Genomic DNA, 19,901 nt, shown 5'->3' on the forward strand with positions numbered 1-19,901 from the left:
AAACGGCTGCATGACCCTGACTGCGCCATATCCGAACGACCCACGCATCCGTGTCGACACGGACCATCTATTGCAATTGGGCCCCAGATCGCGGGCACTCAGCCTGTTACCGCGTCAACCCGCGCGCTCGATCCTGAATGGTCGTCACGCCTCGCGTCTGCGTGGTCGCGGCCTGAATTTTGAAGAATTGCGTGGCTATTTGCCGGGCGACGATATCCGAACCATCGACTGGAAGGTCACTGCACGCACCGGAAAGCCCCATGTTAGGGTCTACACCGAAGAACGTGATCGCCCTGCCCTGCTGTTGGTCGATCAGCGCATATCGATGTTCTTCGGAACAGAAGTCTACATGAAATCTGTAATCGCTGCCGAAGCCGCAGCAATTTCTGCGCATCGAATTCTTGGTCAAGGCGATCGTGTTGGAGGTCTCGTATTCAGCGACACAGACGTTGCCGAGCACAGACCACAGCGCCGCGTGGCAGCCCTTACGCGGTTCTTGTCCTCCATCGGAACAGCAAACTCCAGCTTGCATCCAGGCTTGACCCCACAGCCAACCGTGTTTCTGAATGACATGCTTTTCGAGGCTACCCGCATCACCCAAACCAGCGGACTAATATGTCTGTTCTCAGACTGCGACGGGCTCGATGAAAGATCGGAGAATTTGTTGCGTCAACTGGCGTTCTCAAACGATTTGATCGTTTTCAATGTCGCGGATCCAACTGCAACGGCCCTCGCGCCGAACCTGAAGATGACGGTCTCTGATGGTAGCAAGCAGATTGAAATCGACAGTTCCGACCCTGAGTTGTCAGACAAAATTCGAAAATCCATGGAGGATAGATTAGTACAACTGCACACTTGGTCCCGACGATATGGTTTTCCGGTAGTTCCTTTGACGACCTCGGAACCGGCTTTAGATCAGCTATTGCGCTTATTCGGGCACCGCGGGGGTCGGCGATGAGCATCGATACCACAGGAAAATCTCTGGTTGATCTGTTAGATATGCTCGAACCAGCGCCAGAACCTGAAGCTATTTCAATGATGCCCCAGACGTGGGGATGGATCGTGGTCGTGGTCATCCTGCTGGCATTTGTTTCGGTCGCTACAGTCCTGATACTGCGGCACAGGCGTGCGAACGCCTACAGACGGTACGCGCTGGCAGAGCTCGCAGCGCCTGGCATCTCTGTGGCCAAGGTTGCCGAGATCCTTCGGCGTACTGCATTGGCCGCATATCCTCGCGAACAGGTTGCAGGTATACATGGCGAAGATTGGCTGAGCTTTCTATCCCAAACCATTGATGGAAAATCATTAAATTCGGAAGTTTGCCGAGCGTTAGTTGAAGCGCCGTACAAAGACATACCGCCAAACCCCGCCGTCACGCAGCTTGCGCGGCATTGGGTTAAAGCCCACAAACCATATCGGAGAAAGTGATGTTTTCCTTCGCTGCTCCGTGGGTTTTTCTGCTACTTCCGCTTCCGGCGCTGGTCTATTTTTTTGCTCCACCCCATCGCGAAAAAAACACTTCAATTCGTATTCCCTTCTTTCGCCGCGTTGCGCAGGCCGCGGGCGTCGAGCCGAAATCCGGCTCAGTCATCCCAGTTCGATCCCGCCTTCAAACGGCAAGCGTCGTGTTAATCTGGATTTTGTTGGTTCTGTCGCTGGCTCGACCAGAACAGTTGGGTGATCCCATAGTGATTGAAAAATCTGCGAGGGACGTCGTCCTCGCGTTGGATATCTCGGGCTCGATGGATCAGCGCGATTTCAAATCCGAGACTGGCGGCCCGGTGCAGAGGTTGGAAGCAGTAAAAGATGTCCTAAAACAATTCATCGCCGAGCGCGATGGTGACAGGATGGCCCTCATCATATTTGGAACTCGCGCGTTCATACAAGCGCCGTTTACAGAAGATCTTAATAGTTTGAATGGCTTCCTGGATCAAACTCAAGTTGGCATGGCTGGTCCGAACACTGCCTTGGGTGACGCGATCGGGCTTGGGATCAGAACATTCGAGTCCAGCGAAGTGGAGCAACGCCTGATGATCGTCCTAAGCGATGGGGCCGATACATCCAGCCGTATGACGCCTGTAAACGCGTCGGCGATTGCCGCGGAAAAGAATGTGGTCATCTATACGATTGGTGTTGGAGACCCTAATGCTACGGGCGAAGATCGCGTGGACCTGCAAGCGTTAAAGGACATCGCGGATCGCACCGGTGGAGAATATTTCTTTGCAGATGATGCGTCGGCCCTCGCACAGACCTACGAGCGCATAGATCAGCTAAACCCCAGAATAGTAGAAACTCAAAGCTATCGCCCGACAAATAGCCTTGCCCATATTCCATTGGCGAGTGCGCTGATCGTTATTCTTATCAGCACAATCTCGTTCCATTTTGCCCAGCGGCGCAAGGAGGTTGCTCAATAATGGAACTTCCTGATTTCCATTTTATTCGAGATTATTACCTTCTGTTTTTAATCCCAATCGTGGCGCTATGGTGGTTGATCAGACCCAAGCCTGCGGCCGAAGCCAAGCTACCCTCAGGGATCGCTCCGCATCTGGCGACCGCATTGCAGCTTGGCAAGATTGAAACCCGTCGCATTCAACCAATTGATATTGCGATGGTCATCGCCACACTTGTTGCCCTCGCGGCCTCCGGTCCAACCTGGTCGCGTGCACCCAACCCGCTAATTGCGGATACCGCCCCGTTAGTGATCGCTCTAAAGGTCACCGACAGCATGGAGAACACGGATATTGCTCCTTCACGGTTGGACCGAGCACGGTTCAAGATCGCTGATCTGATCGATGAGCGCGCTGGAGCCCGCACTGCGCTGATCGCTTATTCCGGAACGCCGCACCGAGTTACTCCCCTAACCGAAGACGCCAACATTCTTCGCCCTCTGCTAGAAGGCTTAACGCCGGCTGTGATGCCAACCCCAGGCGACGCAGCGGCCGATGCTCTCGATTTAGCGCAATCCATACTGGATGAAAGTGAGAGCCCAGGGGCAGTGCTGTTTGTTTTGGATGACTTAGACCCGTCTCAGGTATCTAAGTTAAACACTTCGACTAACGACATTTTCTTTCTCACTATGCTGCCCAATGGTGAGCGAATTGTTCAGCTAGGCAACGTCCAAGGCGCATCCGTGATAGCGTTTTCGGATGACGATCGGGACATCAGTCGTCTGCAGCGTCAAATCCAAACTGCCTACACTGCAGCTCTGGATGATGATGAACGTCTTGATTGGCAGGACAATGGCTGGATCTTGGCATGGCCTGCTGCGTTACTATCACTTCTTTGGTTCAGAAGAGGCTGGGTGATCCGCTGGGCACTACTGGCTTTGATGATAATACCACCATCAGGAGTTCGAGCCGAAGGGTGGAAAGATTGGTTCCTTACGGCCGATCAGCAAGGTCAAATTGCAATGAATCAAAAGCGCTTTGCTGAAGCGGCGGAATTGTTTGAGGGCTCGTATCACAAGGGATATGCCTATCTCAGGGACGGTCAATATTCAGAGGCGTCCTCCATATTTGCCGGGCTGGACACACCGGAAGCCGCGTTTGCTGAAGGTATGGCGCGAATACGGAACCGTGAGTATCGCCCAGCCATATCCGCCTTCGAGACCGCCTTGGAACGGCGTCCTGAATGGCCCGAAGCGCAGCACAATCTCGAGGTGTCGAAAGCCATCCTTGATTACATTGAAACAACCCGCGAACAATCTGATACGGGCGAAGAGGCTGGCATCGGTGCGGACGACACGGTGTTCGACAATGATGCGGCCCGCGGTAACGAAACTACGGTTCAAGCTCCTAAAGAAGGGCCGCAAACCCTTTCGGCTGATCAATGGATCAGCTCGATAGATACCGACATGCAAGACTTTCTGCGCAACCGTTTTCTTCTTGAAAATCAGGAGCGAACGGAATGAGATACGTTACTTTCTTTATTCTTTTTCTTGCTCTTCCAGTATTTGCGCAGAATAACGATGCGACTGCCCCTCAGGTCTCGGTCGAAGCGCCTGATGAACCGGTCATTGTAGGGCAACCAGCGATCGTTCGAATCAAAGTTCTGGTGCCAACATTCATGCCACAACCTCCGGTGTTTCCCTCTTTAGAACAACAAAACCTCTTGGTTCGTCTTCCTGAACGCGCCTCGGGGCCAATCAGTGAGACGGTGAACGGAGCGACCTGGTCCGGTGTGCAGCGCAGCTATCGCCTATACCCTCTGGCAGCAGGTCCGGTTGCGTTTGACTCGCAAGAGGTAGTTGTAACTTATGCCGATCCTCAAACCAACGATCCAATTCAGGTTTCGTTGGCGCTTCCGTCTGTACAACTTAGCGCCGAGATTCCGGAAGGTGCTCGTGGTCTTGATCCGTTAATCATCGCAAACGGGTTTTTGCTCCAGCAGCAAATAGAAGGCACAACAGATATGCAGGCTGGTGACGCCATTACACGCGAATTGAGCGCGCGGATATCTGGCACGACGCCTCTTTTGATCCCAGTGCTCACACCTCACGAGCAAGACCCGTTGTTGCGCGCATATCCTAAGGAGCCGCGCATTACAGAAACCGAAGATCGAGGGGTGTTGTCCGGACAACGCATGGAGAAGACGGTTTATATTGCGCAAGAGGGTGGCCAGACAAGGTTGCCAGCTGTGTCAATCGATTGGTTTAACTTGCAAACCAAACAAATTGAAACGGCCTCGGTCCCAGCGACCGAGCTAACGCTGGCACCACCAAAATGGCAGCCGCCGGATATTGAAACCCTTGCAAAGGCTGCATTCTGGATCGCGATTGTTGTTTTGGCATTGTGGGCCGCAGTGCGATCTCTTCGCCCACGCTATCAGCGCTGGAAAGACAAGCGACACAGTAGATACCTTGCCTCCGAGGAATACGCCGCCGAAGCTTTGAGAGCAGCATTGCGAGCGCGGGATTTGTCTGCAGCTTATGAAGCTATAGAACTTTGGAAAGAGCGCAGCCTCCAACCAGAACGCGCCGCGCCCCTTGAGAGCAGCCTGTCCCAGATAGGTGCTGAGCGGTATTCAAAGAAGAGCCAAATCGGCTTTGAGGATTGGAGTGCCGTCATGCGGAAACTGAATGCCCTGAATCACTCTAGTCGTCCCAAACCGGGTGTGTTGCCACCACTTAATCCCTAGGCTTCAACTTTGGCAGCTTGCGATAAGTTTGCGCCTGTCGATCAGACGTAGTCGACCATATCCCAGCTCAACTAGGCCTAAACCTGAAAGTCGATGCAGGTTACGATGCAACGTTGGTTGAGACACTGCGACCATCGCAGCCAGCTCATCCTGCGATACAATAATCCAGCCGTCGGATTTCGAGGCACCCTCGTCCAAATGCAGCAGACGTAAGACAAGGCGCTTCTCCGACCCCGTAACTGCCAAGTTGGCCATGATCCGGAGGGCTGTTTTCATGTTTTCACGTGTTAACGCGTAGAAATCGCGGACATATTCCGGGTTCTCTTGCACCATTCTTTCCACCCGTGAACTGGGAAAAAACAATGTACGCGTCTGTTGGGCGCTCATCACGCTGACCAGTCTTTGCGCTTCGGCAAAAAGAGCAAGATCTCCAATCCAGAAACCTGCACCTTCCCGATGCACAACAAATTCTTGCCCGTCATCGGCGGGTGCCGTGATCTGAACAGACCCATCAAGCACAGCGTGAATACCATTTGCCGGGTCACCATGGTGATAGAGTGTTTCGCCTGGATCAAACGTTCGGACAACCGCACAAGTCATCAGATCATTCTGAAATTTCGGCCCGCGTGCCCCAAACCAGTCGGTTTGGGTCAGGATCTGCATATCATCATCATTATCAAACATTTGTATCTTTCAAAATGATCATATGATAGGTTTTAGACACGTTTCATCGCTTAAAGTAGTCCTGTTCGATTCCCGGTCCATTACATATTTTTTCTTCCGGTAATCAACAGTTTGCACGCGGCTATCGAGTTCAATTTAGCCGCTGCCTCTAAATCTAAATTTGCTGGGCCATTAAGGCTCGTTTAATCAGGAGCACCCTATGTCACCTCCACAATTGATTGCAGATAGCTGGCGCAAATCGATGCGCAAGTTCGCAGTGGCAACCGTTGCTGTTGCGCTTGCACTGCCCGCCTGGGCGCAGGATCAAAAACCTAATATTCTTGTGATTTGGGGCGATGACATTGGGCAATCGAATATCTCAGCCTACACCATGGGCCTCATGGGATATCAGACACCCAATATCGATCGCGTGGCCAATGAGGGCATGATCTTCACCGATTACTATGGTGAGCAATCCTGCACTGCTGGTCGCTCATCCTATATCATGGGACAGTCCGTGTTCCGGACAGGCCTGTCGAAGGTCGGTCTTCCGGGGGCTGATCTTGGCATGCAGGTCGAAGACCCAACCATACCTGGTTTGTTGAAAGACCACGGTTATGTCACTGGTCAGTTTGGCAAAAACCATCTTGGAGACAAGGATGAGCACCTGCCAACAAACCACGGTTTTGATGAGTTTTTTGGCAATCTCTATCACTTGAATGCTGAAGAAGAACCAGAAAACGAGGACTATCCGGGTGACCGGGTATTGGCTGATGGCCGCACCTTCCGCGAGGCGTATGGGCCGCGCGGCGTTATCAAATCAAAGTCAGATGGTACCATTGAAGATACGGGCCCCTTGACCCGCAAACGCATGGAAACTGTTGATGACGAAACCGTGGCGGCGGCGATTGATTTCATCAAGCGGGCACATGAGCAAGGGCAACCCTTCTATGTCTGGTGGAATGGTACCCGCATGCATTTCCGTACCCACGTCAAAGACGAGATGCGCGCAAAAGCCAATGAAATCTCAGGTCGCGTTGCGGATGAATACACCGCAGGCATGATCGAACATGATATGCATGTGGGTCAGCTGCTGGATCTGCTGGACGAGCTTGGCATCGCCGACAATACCATAGTTCACTATTCCACAGACAACGGTCCGCACATGAACACATGGCCCGATGCGGCCGCAACGCCGTTCTGGGGTGAAAAGAACACCAACTGGGAAGGCGGATGGCGCGTTCCCTCGATGGTCCGCTGGCCCGGTCAGATCGAAGCCGGATCTGTCACCAACGAGATCGTGCACCACATGGACTGGTTGCCAACATACCTCGCGGTCGCCGGTGATCCCGAAATTAAAGACAAGCTGAAGGCAGGTTATAGCTCGTCTGGTATGGGGCGCGAATACAAGGTACACTTGGATGGCTATAACATCCTGCCTCTTTTGACTGGTGAGACTGCCGAAAGTCCTCGCAAAGAGATTTTCTATTTCTCGGATGACGGAGACCTAACGGCGCTGCGCTTCGAAGACTGGAAGCTAATATTCCTGGAGCAGAAAGCCTGGGCAACTCTGCGGGCCTGGATCGAACCTTGGACCGAGCTGCGCATACCCTTGATCGTCAACCTGCGCCGTGATCCGTATGAGCGAGCCTACCGGACCTCTAACACCTATTACGATTGGCTGTTGGACCGAGCCTATTTCCTAGTTCCAGCGCAGCAGTATGTTGGTAGTTTCCTGAGCACATTCCAGGAATTCCCACCACGTCAGAAAGCGGCCAGCTTCAACTTGGATCAGGTTATGGAGAAGCTAACAACACCGACCAACAATTAGGCCTTGAATGTAACTCTTAGGGTCGCCCTCTACAGGGCGGCCTTTTCCTTTTTGAAAATGTCGAGAGTCATATGCGATACGCCGCTCTAGCTGCCGTGCTCAGCTGCACCCCCCTCACACTGTTCGCAGACCCACTTCCGAGTTGGAACGATTCTGATTCAAAAAATACGATTATTGAGTTCATAGGCAACGTCACAGATCCAGGAGGGCCGAACTATGTCACCCCCGCCGACCGGATCGCGGTGTTTGACAATGACGGCACGCTCTGGGCCGAACAACCGGTCTATTTTCAGTTCATTTTTGCCATGGACCAACTGGCAGAGCTTGCTGAACAAGACCCATCGATCTTATCGACCCCAGCCCTGAAAGCGGCCGCCGAGGGTGATCTGCAAACCATTCTTGAAGGCGGGCACGACGCTCTGATCGAAGTGGTTAACGCGTCGCATTCCGGCAGCAGCGTAGAAGTTTTCCAGGCGTCGGTCGCCGATTGGCTCGATACTGCACGACACCCGAAGACCGATCTGCCTTACGACCAGATGACCTATCAGCCGATGGTCGAGCTGTTGCGCTATCTGCGGGATGAAGATTTCAAAACATACATCGTCTCGGGCGGTGGGCTGCACTTCATGCGCGTCTTCGCGGAAGAGGCATATGGCATTCCCCCCGAACAAATTCTGGGCACCTACGGTGAGACCACCTATGACAGCGTTAACGGCACCCCAGTGATAAATAAGGCTCCTGGCATAGCCTTCATCGATGATAAAGAAGGCAAGCCGATCAATATCGAACGCACCATCGGAAAGCGCCCGATATTCGCTGCAGGAAACTCGGACGGCGATTTTGCTATGCTTGAGTGGACCACTTCAGGAGACGGGCCCCGGCTGGGTGTTTTGATCCATCATACGGATGCTGCCCGCGAGTGGGCCTATGACCGTGAAAGCCCGATCGGGCGTCTTGTCGACGGGTTGGATAAAGGCCCTGATATGGGGTGGGTCATCGTTGATATGGCCAATGACTGGCCGCGCATCTACACTGGGGCCAACTAAACAAACCGGATCATTGCGCGCCCATGTGGACATTGCTCGTTTCGTTTTTTCTGTTTGCTCTCTATTGCCTAGCGGTCGTCTTTGCCGTGCGCGCTGCGCAAACGGCGCGTACACCTCAGGGTGCAGTTGGGTGGGTGGTTTTCCTGCTGTCTGCGCCGGTGTTTGGCGTTCCGTTCTATCTGTTTCTGGGGCACCACCGCTTCAAAGGCTATCGCATCGCGCGACAGGAAAGCGAACGTGTGGTGGAAGGGATCAAAACCTTTGCCGACTACTCGAAACCTGATCCTAAGACGATGCGCATCAATCCGCGGCCATTCGAGGCTCTGGCCCACCTACCCGTCTCACGCGGCAACGGAGCCGAACTACTGATTGATGGTGATGCCACTTTTCAGTCAATACTGGACGCAATCGACGGGGCAGAGAATTATGTCCTGATCCAATTCTACATCGTGCGCGATGATGAGCTGGGGCGCAAAGTACAAGATCGGCTGATTGCAGCGGTCAAACGCGGCGTTCATGTTCGGTTTATGACTGATGCCGTAGGCAGCTATGGCCTGCCGTCGAGCTATCTGGAAACACTGCGCGGGTCGGGTGTGGATGTGGCTGATCCGCGCGAACAGCGCGGGCCGAACTTCCGCTTTCAACTCAATTATCGCAACCATCGAAAGACCGTGATCATTGACGGTGAGACAGGCTTCATCGGCGGCCACAACGTTGGTGTCGAGTATCTGGGGCAAAGCCCTCGGTTCGGGCGTTGGCGGGACACGCATATTAAGATGACCGGTCATGTTGTGCGGCAGTTGCAACTAATCTTTACCGAAGATTGGCACTGGGCACGCAACGAAGACCTGATCGATAAGCTCGATTGGGCAGGCAGCGAATCTGAACAGGATATGAACGCGTTGCTGGTCGCTACTGGTCCGGGCGATGATACCGAAACCGGCGCGATGATGTTCTTTTCTGCCATCACCGAGGCCAAGAAACGGCTTTGGATCGCCTCACCTTATTTTGTGCCCGACATCGACATCATGACCGCGTTGCAACACGCGGCGTTGCGTGGCGTAGATGTGCGGATTCTCGTGCCGGATGTCATCGACCATCGCCTGCCCTGGCTAGCGGCATTTGCCTATTTCGATGAAATTCGCGACTGCGGTGCACGTGTGTTTCGCTATACCGATGGATTTATGCATCAGAAAGTGTTTGTCGTTGACGATACACTGGCAGCTGTTGGTACCACCAATCTGGACAACCGGTCTTTCCGCCTGAACTTTGAGGCGATGGCGCTGTTTTTTGATCCCCGCGCGGCAGGCGCTGTATCTGACATGCTGGAAACCGATTTCCATTCTAGCTACGAGTTGACACGCGACCTGCCTCAGCAGCCGTTTCACATCCGGTTTTTCGCGCCAATCGCGCGATTGTTCGCGCCGATACTTTAGTTCAGGAACCGTTCTTCAAACACTCGCGTCATCATGGCGACGAGGAATGCCGTAGACAGCCCAAAGGCAAGAAGTCCAGTAACCGAGGCGAAAGCGCCGAAAATACGCAAGCCTTCGCCCAATACGATGTCTCCGTAACCCAGCGTCGTGAAGGTCACCAACGAGAAATAAAGGGCCGAATTCCAATCCGGCAGCACGTCGCCCCACACCCATACAATCGCCCAGATCCAAACTTGTACCGTATGGGTAAGCACAATGAACATAAGCGCTACGCTGATGGGGCCCGCAGTTGCCAGGATCGTGCTCCGGGTCTCCCATCTTTCGACGAGTTTGCGAATGACCAGAACGCACCATGTCAGCAGCATGATTTCGATCAGAAAACAAATACCTAAGTAAAAGCTGCCCCAAATAATCTGCTGCGACAATGTCATATAGATGGCCTTTGTTCCGATTGCAGCCAGCATGGAACTTTCGCGCGCGCTGGACAACCCCGCCCTCAATGTGCGGGCTGCGGCGAATAGAACCGATCTCTGCTCTGGACACTGTTTCGTTGCGCTGCACATTGTGACAGAACGAATGAGTGTTCAAATGTTGCTATCGATTGATCACGTCCAAAAATCCTATCCCGGCGGACGCCCGGTCCTGAATGATGTCTCGCTGACCTTGGAACAAGGCCAGACCCTGGCGCTGACCGGGGAAAGCGGCAGCGGCAAAAGCACTTTGCTGCACTTGGTTGCCGCTTTGGATGGGTTCGATGGCGGGGAAATCAACCTAGATGGAAGGCCCATGTCCTCTCTGAATGACATTGAGCGTGCTGCCTTGCGCCGAAATACGCTGTCATTGGTGTTCCAACAGTTTAATCTGATCCCGTCGCTGACCATCGCTCAAAACCTTTCAATCCACGCGCGACTTGCTGAACGTGAGGACCCAGAGTGGATCGAGCATCTGACCAAGCGTCTTGGACTGGTCGATCTGCGGAACCGCTACCCTGAACAGCTATCGGGTGGGCAGCAACAGCGCGTTGCCATCGGGCGGGCCATGGCGATCCGGCCGCGATTACTGCTGGCCGATGAACCGACGGGTAATCTGGATGAGACAGCAAGCGCGGTAGTGTTGGATCTGATGCTTTCATTGGTGGCCGATACAGGGGCCGGCCTCTTGCTGGTCACTCACTCGAACGAGATCGCCAGCAGACTGGACCGTCGTGCCCATCTGACGGGCGGACGGATCGAATGACACGCGCTGCAGTCCAGGCGTTGCTGTCCCATTGGCGCGCGCATCCGTTGCAGTTGCTGACCCTTCTGACCGGCATCGCGCTGGCGACCTGCCTCTGGTCGGCGGTACAAGCGATCAACGCCGAGGCGCGTGCCAGTTATGAGCGCGCCAGCGCACAGCTTGCCATTGGACAGTTTGACGAGCTGCGCGCGACCGGGTCCATGATCCCTCTGTCTCGATATACGGAACTCAGGCGCGCAGGCTGGCAGGTGGCCGCGGTGCTCGAGGGCACACTGCGCGTAAATGGCCGTTCAATACGCCTAATGGGCGTGGATATGGTCGCTTATCCTGCCCTGCCCGCCATTATGCAACTCGAGCAAAGCACCAATGCGCCAGATCCGGCTGATATGCTGACAGCTCCGGGACGGCTCCTGATGTCGCCTCAACTTTCGCAGGTATTTCAATCCGCTGACCGATTTCCACCAATTCTTACCAGCGGCGCGCTACAGCCTGATCTGGCCCTGACAGATATCGGAGTAGCCGAGCAACTGCTCAACCGCCCCAATCAAATATCCCGACTGATAATTTTGCCGGATCAGCCTCGCAAATTGCCACCTCTGTCGGAAATCGCACCTGAACTGCAGCGTATTGCACCATCTTCACAATTGGATACCGCCCAACTCACTGACAGTTTTCACCTGAACCTGACCGCTTTTGGTCTGCTGTCATTCGCAGTTGGTTTGTTCATCGTCCACGGTACCGTCGGTCTAGCTTTCGCGCAGAGGCGCGGCACAATCCGAACACTAAGGGCCTTGGGTCTTCCGATGCGGAACCTGATCGGGATTGTTCTGGGTGAACTTTTGTTGCTGGCTTTGATCGGAGGCCTATTCGGGCTTGTGCTGGGATATTTCCTGGCCGGCGCGCTTCTTCCAGACGTCGCTTCGACCTTGCGCGGCCTCTATGGAGCACCAATCGACGGGCAAATGTCACTGCGCCCTCAATGGGTCGCCGCAGGTCTTGCCATGGCAACAGGTGGCACTCTGGCTGCAAGCGGGCAAGCGCTCTGGCGGCTTTCCCGCATGCCCATACTCTCCGGACCCGGATTGCAGGCCTGGGGAGGCGGAAAGATATCTGCCTGGATTTCTGGCGGATTTGGATTCGCTTTGATTGCTTTGGGTATCATTGCCTACTTTACTTTCGGCGGACTTATTGCCGGATTTGCACTGCTCGCCGGGGTGCTGACTGGGGCTGCATTGGTACTGCCACTCTTCATTTCAGCTGTGTTGGGCCTGTTGATCCAAAAGGCAAAAAAGCCGGTCACACAATGGGTTCTTGCCGATATGCGCGCGCAACTGCCCGGGCTTTCCTTGGCGCTAATGGCCCTATTGCTGGCGCTGGCGGCAAATATCGGAGTTGGAACCATGGTTTCCAGTTTCCGCCTGACCTTCACCGGATGGCTGGATCAACGTCTAACTTCGGAGCTTTACGTGACCGCTGCGGATGAAACCCAAGCTGAGGCTATTACTGAATGGCTTGCACCAAGAACTTCAGCAATCCTTCCGATCCGCAGCACCGAGATACCGCACGAAACCGGACCGCTTTTCCTGTATGGGATCGTTGATCACCAAAGCTATCGCCAAAACTGGCCACTGATCGCCAAAGAACCTGATGTCTGGGACAGCGTCCTGAACCGGGGCGCAATCCTGATCAACGAACAACTTGCCCGCCGTGCGAATTTGTGGCCAGGAGATACGGTGGCGATCACGCCGGATCATATTCTGACCATAAGCGGGGTCTATTCCGACTACGGGAACCCAACCGGACAGGCGATCGTATCAATGCCAATGCTGGATCGGATAGCTCCGGATACGGAAACCCGGCGCTTTGGAATCCGCATTGCGCCAGAGCAAGCCACGGAGTTGGCGCAAGCGTTGCGTGCCCAGTTTGAACTGTCGCCCACGGCCGTAGTGCAACAAGCTGCCATGAAGGCCCGGTCGCTTGCTATCTTTGAGAAAACTTTTGTCATCACCTCAGCCCTGAACGTGCTGACCTTAGGCGTCGCAGGATTTGCGATCTTGACCAGTTTGCTGACGTTGTGGACCCAACGCTTGCCTCAGGTCGCGCCGGTTTGGGCGTTGGGCCTGACACGTTCGAAACTTGCCCAGCTGGAACTTTTGCGCAGCGCTCTGCTTGCTGCTTTAACTGCCTGTCTGGCTTTGCCGCTCGGGCTGATATTGGCCTGGGTATTGTTGGCCGTGATCAACGTACAGGCATTCGGTTGGCGTCTGCCTATGCATCTGTTTCCGAGTGATTGGCTGGTGCTGTTTCTGCTGACATTGATTGCTGCAACCCTTGCCGCAGCTTGGCCTGCCTGGCGATTGCTCCGCCTGCCACCTGCGGCTTTGCTACAGGTTTTTGCCAATGAACGTTAGAGCTTTCTTCCTATTCTTAATGTTCCCCATAGCTAGTTGGGCACAAGGCTATGCCGGACTGGGAGGTAATGCCGAAGGGTTTGCGCGGCCTGAAGCAGGTTACCAATTCCAGTTCCCGAAAGATCACGGCCCGCACCCTTCTTACCGGATTGAATGGTGGTATCTGACTGCAAATCTCAAAGACGCAGAAGGCAATGACTATGGTGTTCAATGGACTTTATTCCGGTCGGCCCTGAAACCAACTGAGTCAGAGGGCTGGCAAAGCCCTCAGATCTGGATGGGTCACGCAGCCGCAACAACATCAGACACGCACTATTTCGCGGAACGGCTATCCCGTGGAGGTATCGGACAGGCCGGTGTCACCGCCCAACCTTTCGAAGCCTGGATCGACGAGTGGCATATGCGTGGAGGTGATTTAACCCAATTGAGTCTAAGCGCGTCAGGATCAGACTTTGGTTACGACCTAAGCCTACAAGCGCAAGGCCCATTTGTGTTCCACGGGGACAGGGGATATTCCGTGAAATCTGCCGATGGGCAGGCCAGCTACTATTATTCACAGCCATTCTACACAGTAGAAGGTATCCTTCACCTGCCAAATCAAGACATCGAAGTGACTGGGCAGGGCTGGCTGGACCGCGAATGGTCCTCGCAACCTTTGGCCGAAGATCAAAGCGGTTGGGACTGGTTTTCGCTCAGCTTTGACAGCGGCGACAAATTGATGGCGTTTCGCCTGCGTGGGGAACGTGGGGATTTTACCGCTGCCACATGGATCGAGGCAGATGGACAAACAACATCTCTGCCGGACGGTTCGGTATTATTGACACCGCTGGCAACAAATCGCGTCGCTCAGCGCGATATACCTACCAGATGGCAAATATCACTACCTGAGAAAGGTATTGATGTAGTTGCATCGGCCCTGACGCCCAAAGCCTGGATGGGGACTCGGTTCGAGTATTGGGAAGGCCCTGTCACGATCTCTGGCAGCCATTTAGGACGGGGGTATCTGGAAATGACCGGGTATTGAATAAGAACCAACTACCTTTGAAGATCTGTCGAGATGCCCATGGAGAGCATTCGATACTCAAACCAATACGACGAATACCAAACAAAATAAGATATTTACCGAACACTCAAAAGATTCGATTTTCTGAACGTCTAACCGATCACCGAATAATGTATCTTGATATCGCCAATTTACCGACTAGCGCAGGATTGCGAGTTTTCTCTGTGACAAAACAAAATCGCCAAAAAGAAAAAACAGCAGGCCGGTTCCCCTAACCTACTGTTTTTACTTTGGTACCCAAGGCCGGACTCGAACCGGCACGGTATCACTACCGGGGGATTTTGAATCCCCTGCGTCTACCATTCCGCCACTTGGGCCACGAACAATGGATTAGCGCTCAAGCGCAGGAAGGTCCAGAGGCAAAAAACAACCAGAGCATCGATTGTTTCGGCGACGGAGGTTGACGGTCAGGCAGGTGCGTGGTTTGCCTTGCAACAACAGTTATCAGGACAACAGTTCTTTATGTTACGACCACTTTATGACTGGACCCTTCGTCTGGCCGAACATCCTCATGCGCTGTGGGCACTGGCCATTGTGGCCTTTGTTGAAAGCTCCTTCTTTCCGATTCCACCCGACGTCCTGATGATTCCGATGATCATCGCGAGACCATCGCGCGCCTGGCTGATCGCCACCGTTGCCTTGGTGGCATCTGTGCTGGGCGGAATGCTGGGTTATGCCATCGGAGCATTCTTCTACGAGAGCCTCGGGCAGCCAATTCTCGAAGCCATGGGCAAGGCCCACGCGATGGAAGAATTTAACACCCGCTTCAACGATTTCGGTTTCTGGGCCGTGCTCGCAGCCGGGGTAACTCCGTTCCCCTATAAGGTCATCACAATCATGTCCGGTTGGACCGGGATGCCGCTGGGGACTTTCATTGCCACTTCGATTCTGGCACGCGCATTGCGGTTCTTCCTTGTTGCCGGACTGCTGTGGAAATTTGGTGAGCCAATCCGCGATTTCATCGAAAAGCGGTTGGGTCTGATGTTCACCTTGTTCATCGTGCTGCTGTTTGGTGGCTTCCTTGTTGTGAAATACCTATGACCAAGAAAACGCTCATACTTATTGCAACCACAGGTTCGGCCGCCCTATTGCTAGGTGCTTGGGGATTTCAATACATCGGCGGGTTTGCGCCATGCAAAATGTGCATCTGGCAACGCTATCCACACGGCGCGGCGATCGTTCTGGGTGTGCTCGCATTCACATTTCCGGGCATTCGACCATTGCCCCTGTTGGGAGCCCTTGCGGCAGCCACAACCGCAGGGGTCGGATTCTATCATGCGGGTGTCGAACAAGGCTGGTGGGAAGGCCCATCAACATGCACTTCTGGTGATATTGGAGGTCTCAGCGCCGAAGAGCTGATGAACCAGATCATGTCCGCTCCATTAGCGCGCTGTGATGAAATTCCATGGGAAATGTTCGGGATATCAATGGCCGGTTGGAATGGATTGATCTCGGCGGGTCTGGTCCTGGTCTGGATCGCAGCTTGGCGCGTGCGTTAGGTGTTATTGCTGATCCAATTCGGCATCCCAGTATAGGAAATCAATCCAGCTATCATGCAGATGGTTAGGTGGAAACTTACGGCCAATATTTCTAAGGGCTTCAGCGTCCGGCTGACGCGGCGGTTTGCTCAGGGACATTCTGGCTTGTCGAAGTGACTTTGACCCCTTGCGCAGATTGCAGGGGCTGCAGGCTGCCACGACGTTCTGCCAACTGGTCACACCTCCGGCAGCGCGCGGGACGACGTGATCAAAGGTCAGTTCTCCGCGGCTTCCGCAGTACTGGCATTTGAATTCGTCCCTCAAAAATAAATTAAAGCGCGTGAAGGCCACGCGCTTTCTGGGTTTTACATAATCTTTCAGGACAACGACCGAAGGTATTCGAATTTCGGTGCTCGGGCTTCGGACGACCTCGTCGTACTCGGCCACAATATCCACCCTGTCCAACCAGGCCGCCTTGATCGCCTCTTGCCAGGGCCACAGGGATAACGGGTAATACGAAAGCGGGCGATAATCGGCGTTCAGAACCAATGCCGGATGATGCCTTAGCGCACCGGGTTCCCTGACAAATTCGGTCCTGAAGTCTCCGTCCATAACAGAATCGCTCCTCGCTCTGTACTGCCCGTTTGTGACATCAGAGCGGGGAACACCCGCCCCGGCCTTAACTTAACTATATATCGTGTTAAAACTCTGACAAGTCCCGATTTTACACAACATCTCGAGTAATGCTTGGGCCGATTCCGTAACAGATAAGTAACATTTATCCACAGGTTGCGCTGCCGTGGTCCGGGCGGTATGGCGGGGGCATGTCCTGGTTTATCCGCTTTAACAAACCTTATGATGTGTTGCCGCAGTTCACAGACCGCGCCAATGCGGATTCACCTCGCAGCACGCTGTCGGATTTCATCGATCTGCCCGGCGTCTATCCTGCCGGGCGTTTGGATCGGGACAGCGAAGGTTTGATGCTGCTGACCGACAATGGGAAGTTGCAGGCACAGATATCCGATCCCAAGCACAAGATGGCCAAGACCTACTGGGTTCAAGTCGAGGGTATCCCGGATGGGGCCGTGCTGAAGGCACTGCGCGATGGGATTGAGCTAAAGGACGGGCTGACACGCCCTGCCAAGGCGCGTCTGATTGACGAGCCCGAAGGCTTATGGCCGCGAAACCCGCCGATACGTGTCCGCCAGACCGTACCGGACAGTTGGGTCGAACTGACCATACGCGAGGGCCGCAATCGTCAGGTTCGCCGGATGACCGCAGCAGTCGGACATCCAACACTGCGCCTGATCCGTGCACGGATCGGCGACTGGTATTTGGACGGCCTCGACCCCGGTCAGTGGGACAGCCTGCCGATGCCTTCTATAAGTGCAGCGCCAGCGCGCAAACGCGACCGACGTCCGCGTCGATGACAAAAACTGCGTGATGTGATATACTTACGGCATGAAAGTTACACCAGACATTCCTGCCCCGTCGGCGATCCTTGAAGCCGCACTTTATGTCGACGATCTGGACGCGGCCGAGGATTTCTACGGTCAAATACTGGGCCTCGAAAAGATTCAGCGTGCAACCAACCGCCATGTCTTCTATCGGATCGGCGGGTCAGTCCTGTTGTTGTTCATTGCCGACGAGACCGAAAAACCGCCGAGCAACCCGGAACTTCCGGTCCCACCACATGGCGCTCGCGGCCCCGGTCACGTATGTCTTGTCCTCACCCGCGACGAGATCGCAGTGATGCGCAAGCACCTGTTGGACTGGAACATCCCTATCGACGCCGAATTTGACTGGCCCAATGGGGCCTTGTCGCTGTATGTGCGAGACCCGGCGGGCAATTCGGTCGAGTTCTCAGAAGGTTGGTTGTGGGACTGACCGGCTAGCGCAGCGGCTGCGTTTCGCCCCCGATCACGCGGTAGATCTCGCTTGAGGTCACGCCGACCTCACCCAATTCAGCCTGAAACGCGGCCATATGCGGGGTCGCAAAGTGGGCTTCCAGCGCAGTCTGATCCTGCCACTCTTCATAAACCCGAAACCGGGTCGCATGGCCCAGAACTTGGCTGAACTCATAGATCATGCATCCTGGCTCTTTCAGGGTTTCCGCGACCATTTTCTGCGCAGCAACCGAGGCTTTTTCGACGCCTTCTTCGGCAACTTCCACAATACCTGTCACGATCAGCATCAAATGCTCCTTTAGTAGACGCCCAGAGATCAGAGGCTGAGCTTATCCCGCATGAAGGCCAGTGCAACACTCAAGCCATCCGGAGCGATCCCGTGGCCGGTGCCTTTCATCACATGGGCGTAGACCTCTTTGAAACCAGCGGCCTGCAACGCCTCAGCCGCCTCAGGCAGCGATTGCGGCGGCACCACATCATCGGCATCGCCATGCACCAGCAGCACCGGCATCCGACTGACGGTTTCGTCCGGCAACAAGTCAGGTTCCAACAACCGACCCGAGAACGCGACAATTCCGGCCACAGGATCTTCACGGCGCGGGGCGACATACAGGCTCATCATCGTACCCTGGCTGAAACCGAATAGCACAACCTGTTCGGGCAGGACATCCTCGTCAACCATCAGCGCGTCGAGGAACGCGTTGAAATCCTCGACGGCCATTTCCATACCACGGCGGGCCTCTTCTTCGGACGAGCCATCAATCCACGGAATCGGAAACCATTGAAACCCATTGGGCATACCTGGGATCTGTTCCGGCGCGTCGGGTGACACGAAAAGCGTATCCGGCAGATGTTCCCCCAGCGGATCGGCCAGCCCCAAAAGGTCAGCCCCATTGGCGCCATAACCATGAACGAACACAACGACCGAGCGTGTATCCCCCGAAACCGGCTCTTTTCGGAGCGCATTCAAAACTCGTGTCATCTGATCCCTTCTCTGTCTTTTGCGACCCGGTAATAGGCCCACAGCACCCGGGCCGCAACCGATCGCCAGGGCGACCATGCTTCAGCCATCTGACGTAACTCTTTGTCTTTTGGTCGTTCTGGCAGGTCGTAAAGAATTCGAGCCGCTTCCTGCAACGCCAGATCACCTGGCGCAATCACGTCAGCGCGACCAAGCGAAAACATGGCATAAATCTCGGCGGTCCAGACACCGATTCCCGGTACCTCGGTCAGAATTGCGACCACCTCGTCATCCGGGGCATCACGAAGTGCTTTGTAGTCGATCCGCGCTTCGGCCAAGGCTCGGGCATAACGGATTTTCTGACGGCTGAGACCCACCGCCCGCAGATCATCATCCGTGGCCCAAATGATCTTACGCGGGCCGGTCAGTTTTGCGTCCTGCAACCGCTTCCAGATCGCGTTTGCCGAGGCCACGCTGACCTGTTGGCTGACAATGGCGCTGAGCAGTTGGGCAAACCCGTCAGGCTTGCGCCTGAGCGGCAGAGGGCCGGTTTGCTCCATCGCATAGGCCATACGGGGGCAGGCCCCTGCCAGCCATTCGGCCCCTTCACTCACGCAGTCCGGGGTTTCGATGATGCGTCCGACGGACATGCGCTCTCCGATAAGTGATCCTCGTCCGCACGTTAGGCGGATGTGCCGCATATGCAAGCCGCTTGTGCCTAGTCTCAATCGTA

Annotated in this window: 21 protein-coding genes and 1 tRNA gene; 15 read left to right on the forward strand and 7 right to left on the reverse strand. The window is 54.6% G+C overall.

The window, feature by feature from the left end:
• The first annotated feature begins 10 nt into the window (after positions 1–10).
• The 5 genes from ACRZ91_RS03645 to ACRZ91_RS03665 are packed head-to-tail and all read left to right on the forward strand — an operon-like array spanning position 11 to position 5,136.
• Entirely contained in the window at positions 11–958 is a 948-nt protein-coding gene (locus ACRZ91_RS03645) for a DUF58 domain-containing protein (RefSeq protein WP_480902677.1), read from the forward strand.
• Positions 955–1,428 (forward strand): DUF4381 domain-containing protein, encoded by a 474-nt coding sequence (locus ACRZ91_RS03650; protein ID WP_480902679.1) that lies wholly within the window; start codon positions 955–957, stop codon positions 1,426–1,428. Before ACRZ91_RS03645 ends, ACRZ91_RS03650 begins: the two co-directional genes overlap by 4 nt.
• Complete coding sequence (locus ACRZ91_RS03655) at positions 1,428–2,414, forward strand: vWA domain-containing protein (protein ID WP_480902681.1); 987 nt, start codon at positions 1,428–1,430, stop codon at positions 2,412–2,414. Before ACRZ91_RS03650 ends, ACRZ91_RS03655 begins: the two co-directional genes overlap by 1 nt.
• A complete protein-coding gene (locus ACRZ91_RS03660) occupies positions 2,414–3,910 on the forward strand; it encodes a VWA domain-containing protein (protein ID WP_480902682.1) in 1,497 nt (498 codons plus the stop codon). Before ACRZ91_RS03655 ends, ACRZ91_RS03660 begins: the two co-directional genes overlap by 1 nt.
• Positions 3,907–5,136 carry a hypothetical protein gene (locus ACRZ91_RS03665; RefSeq protein ID WP_480902684.1) on the forward strand — a complete coding sequence of 410 codons (1,230 nt, stop codon included), beginning with the start codon at positions 3,907–3,909 and terminating at the stop codon, positions 5,134–5,136. Before ACRZ91_RS03660 ends, ACRZ91_RS03665 begins: the two co-directional genes overlap by 4 nt.
• A 3-nt stretch (positions 5,137–5,139) precedes the next feature.
• Here the strand turns inward: ACRZ91_RS03665 and ACRZ91_RS03670 are convergent, their stop codons facing one another.
• On the reverse strand, positions 5,140–5,820 hold the full coding sequence (locus ACRZ91_RS03670) for a Crp/Fnr family transcriptional regulator (RefSeq protein ID WP_480902687.1): 681 nt from the start codon (positions 5,818–5,820) through the stop codon (positions 5,140–5,142).
• Positions 5,821–6,061: 241 nt separating this feature from the next.
• Here ACRZ91_RS03670 and ACRZ91_RS03675 point away from each other — a divergent pair, with 241 nt between their 5' ends.
• The 3 genes from ACRZ91_RS03675 to cls all read left to right on the forward strand — a co-directional run bounded on the left by ACRZ91_RS03675 (position 6,062) and on the right by cls (position 10,112).
• Positions 6,062–7,630, forward strand: coding sequence for an arylsulfatase (locus ACRZ91_RS03675; RefSeq protein WP_037321012.1), 1,569 nt, complete (start codon positions 6,062–6,064; stop codon positions 7,628–7,630).
• Between the two features lie 71 nt (positions 7,631–7,701).
• Entirely contained in the window at positions 7,702–8,676 is a 975-nt protein-coding gene (locus ACRZ91_RS03680; RefSeq protein WP_480902689.1) for an HAD family hydrolase, read from the forward strand.
• A 23-nt stretch (positions 8,677–8,699) separates the two neighbouring features.
• Positions 8,700–10,112, forward strand: a complete 1,413-nt coding sequence (gene cls / locus ACRZ91_RS03685) for a cardiolipin synthase (RefSeq protein WP_480902692.1) — start codon at positions 8,700–8,702, stop codon at positions 10,110–10,112.
• Here cls and ACRZ91_RS03690 read toward each other — a convergent pair.
• Positions 10,109–10,543: an ion channel gene (locus ACRZ91_RS03690; RefSeq protein WP_480903375.1), complete on the reverse strand. Its 435-nt coding sequence runs from the start codon at positions 10,541–10,543 to the stop codon at positions 10,109–10,111. The genes cls and ACRZ91_RS03690 overlap by 4 nt on opposite strands.
• 157 nt (positions 10,544–10,700) lie before the next feature.
• On the opposite strand from ACRZ91_RS03690, the gene ACRZ91_RS03695 reads away from it, so the two are divergent.
• Genes ACRZ91_RS03695 through ACRZ91_RS03705 form a run of 3 tightly spaced genes read left to right on the forward strand, consistent with a single transcriptional unit; the run spans position 10,701 to position 14,783 of the window.
• A complete protein-coding gene (locus tag ACRZ91_RS03695; RefSeq protein WP_480902695.1) occupies positions 10,701–11,348 on the forward strand; it encodes an ABC transporter ATP-binding protein in 648 nt (215 codons plus the stop codon).
• A complete protein-coding gene (locus ACRZ91_RS03700) occupies positions 11,345–13,759 on the forward strand; it encodes an FtsX-like permease family protein (protein ID WP_480902697.1) in 2,415 nt (804 codons plus the stop codon). The genes ACRZ91_RS03695 and ACRZ91_RS03700 overlap by 4 nt, the downstream gene beginning before the upstream one ends.
• Positions 13,749–14,783 (forward strand): lipocalin-like domain-containing protein, encoded by a 1,035-nt coding sequence (locus tag ACRZ91_RS03705; RefSeq protein WP_480902699.1) that lies wholly within the window; start codon positions 13,749–13,751, stop codon positions 14,781–14,783. The genes ACRZ91_RS03700 and ACRZ91_RS03705 overlap by 11 nt, the downstream gene beginning before the upstream one ends.
• A 270-nt stretch (positions 14,784–15,053) precedes the next feature.
• Here the strand turns inward: ACRZ91_RS03705 and ACRZ91_RS03710 are convergent.
• A tRNA-Leu gene (locus ACRZ91_RS03710) sits at positions 15,054–15,139 on the reverse strand.
• A 145-nt stretch (positions 15,140–15,284) separates the two neighbouring features.
• On the opposite strand from ACRZ91_RS03710, the gene ACRZ91_RS03715 reads away from it, so the two are divergent.
• Positions 15,285–15,863 (forward strand): YqaA family protein, encoded by a 579-nt coding sequence (locus ACRZ91_RS03715; RefSeq protein ID WP_170470517.1) that lies wholly within the window; start codon positions 15,285–15,287, stop codon positions 15,861–15,863.
• The gene (locus ACRZ91_RS03720) at positions 15,860–16,321 is read left to right on the forward strand and encodes a disulfide bond formation protein B (RefSeq protein WP_480651449.1); all 462 of its coding nucleotides are present in this window, start codon (positions 15,860–15,862) and stop codon (positions 16,319–16,321) included. Before ACRZ91_RS03715 ends, ACRZ91_RS03720 begins: the two co-directional genes overlap by 4 nt.
• Before the next feature lie 3 nt (positions 16,322–16,324).
• Here the strand turns inward: ACRZ91_RS03720 and ACRZ91_RS03725 are convergent, their stop codons facing one another.
• Positions 16,325–16,912, reverse strand: coding sequence for an HNH endonuclease (locus ACRZ91_RS03725; RefSeq protein WP_010440254.1), 588 nt, complete (start codon positions 16,910–16,912; stop codon positions 16,325–16,327).
• A 212-nt stretch (positions 16,913–17,124) separates the two neighbouring features.
• Here ACRZ91_RS03725 and ACRZ91_RS03730 point away from each other — a divergent pair, with 212 nt between their 5' ends.
• Positions 17,125–17,730, forward strand: coding sequence for an rRNA large subunit pseudouridine synthase E (locus tag ACRZ91_RS03730; RefSeq protein WP_480902702.1), 606 nt, complete (start codon positions 17,125–17,127; stop codon positions 17,728–17,730).
• A 31-nt stretch (positions 17,731–17,761) separates the two neighbouring features.
• Positions 17,762–18,187, forward strand: coding sequence for a VOC family protein (locus ACRZ91_RS03735; protein ID WP_170777137.1), 426 nt, complete (start codon positions 17,762–17,764; stop codon positions 18,185–18,187).
• A gap of 4 nt (positions 18,188–18,191) precedes the next feature.
• Here the strand turns inward: ACRZ91_RS03735 and ACRZ91_RS03740 are convergent, their stop codons facing one another.
• Genes ACRZ91_RS03740 through ACRZ91_RS03750 form a run of 3 tightly spaced genes read right to left on the reverse strand, consistent with a single transcriptional unit; the run spans position 18,192 to position 19,818 of the window.
• A complete protein-coding gene (locus ACRZ91_RS03740; protein WP_480902704.1) occupies positions 18,192–18,494 on the reverse strand; it encodes a putative quinol monooxygenase in 303 nt (100 codons plus the stop codon).
• Between the two features lie 29 nt (positions 18,495–18,523).
• On the reverse strand, positions 18,524–19,189 hold the full coding sequence (locus ACRZ91_RS03745; protein WP_010440258.1) for an alpha/beta hydrolase: 666 nt from the start codon (positions 19,187–19,189) through the stop codon (positions 18,524–18,526).
• Positions 19,186–19,818 carry a DNA-3-methyladenine glycosylase family protein gene (locus ACRZ91_RS03750; RefSeq protein ID WP_170539885.1) on the reverse strand — a complete coding sequence of 211 codons (633 nt, stop codon included), beginning with the start codon at positions 19,816–19,818 and terminating at the stop codon, positions 19,186–19,188. The genes ACRZ91_RS03745 and ACRZ91_RS03750 overlap by 4 nt, the downstream gene beginning before the upstream one ends.
• Positions 19,819–19,901: the final 83 nt, after the last annotated feature.

Source organism: Ruegeria sp. O11, assembly GCF_056535285.1.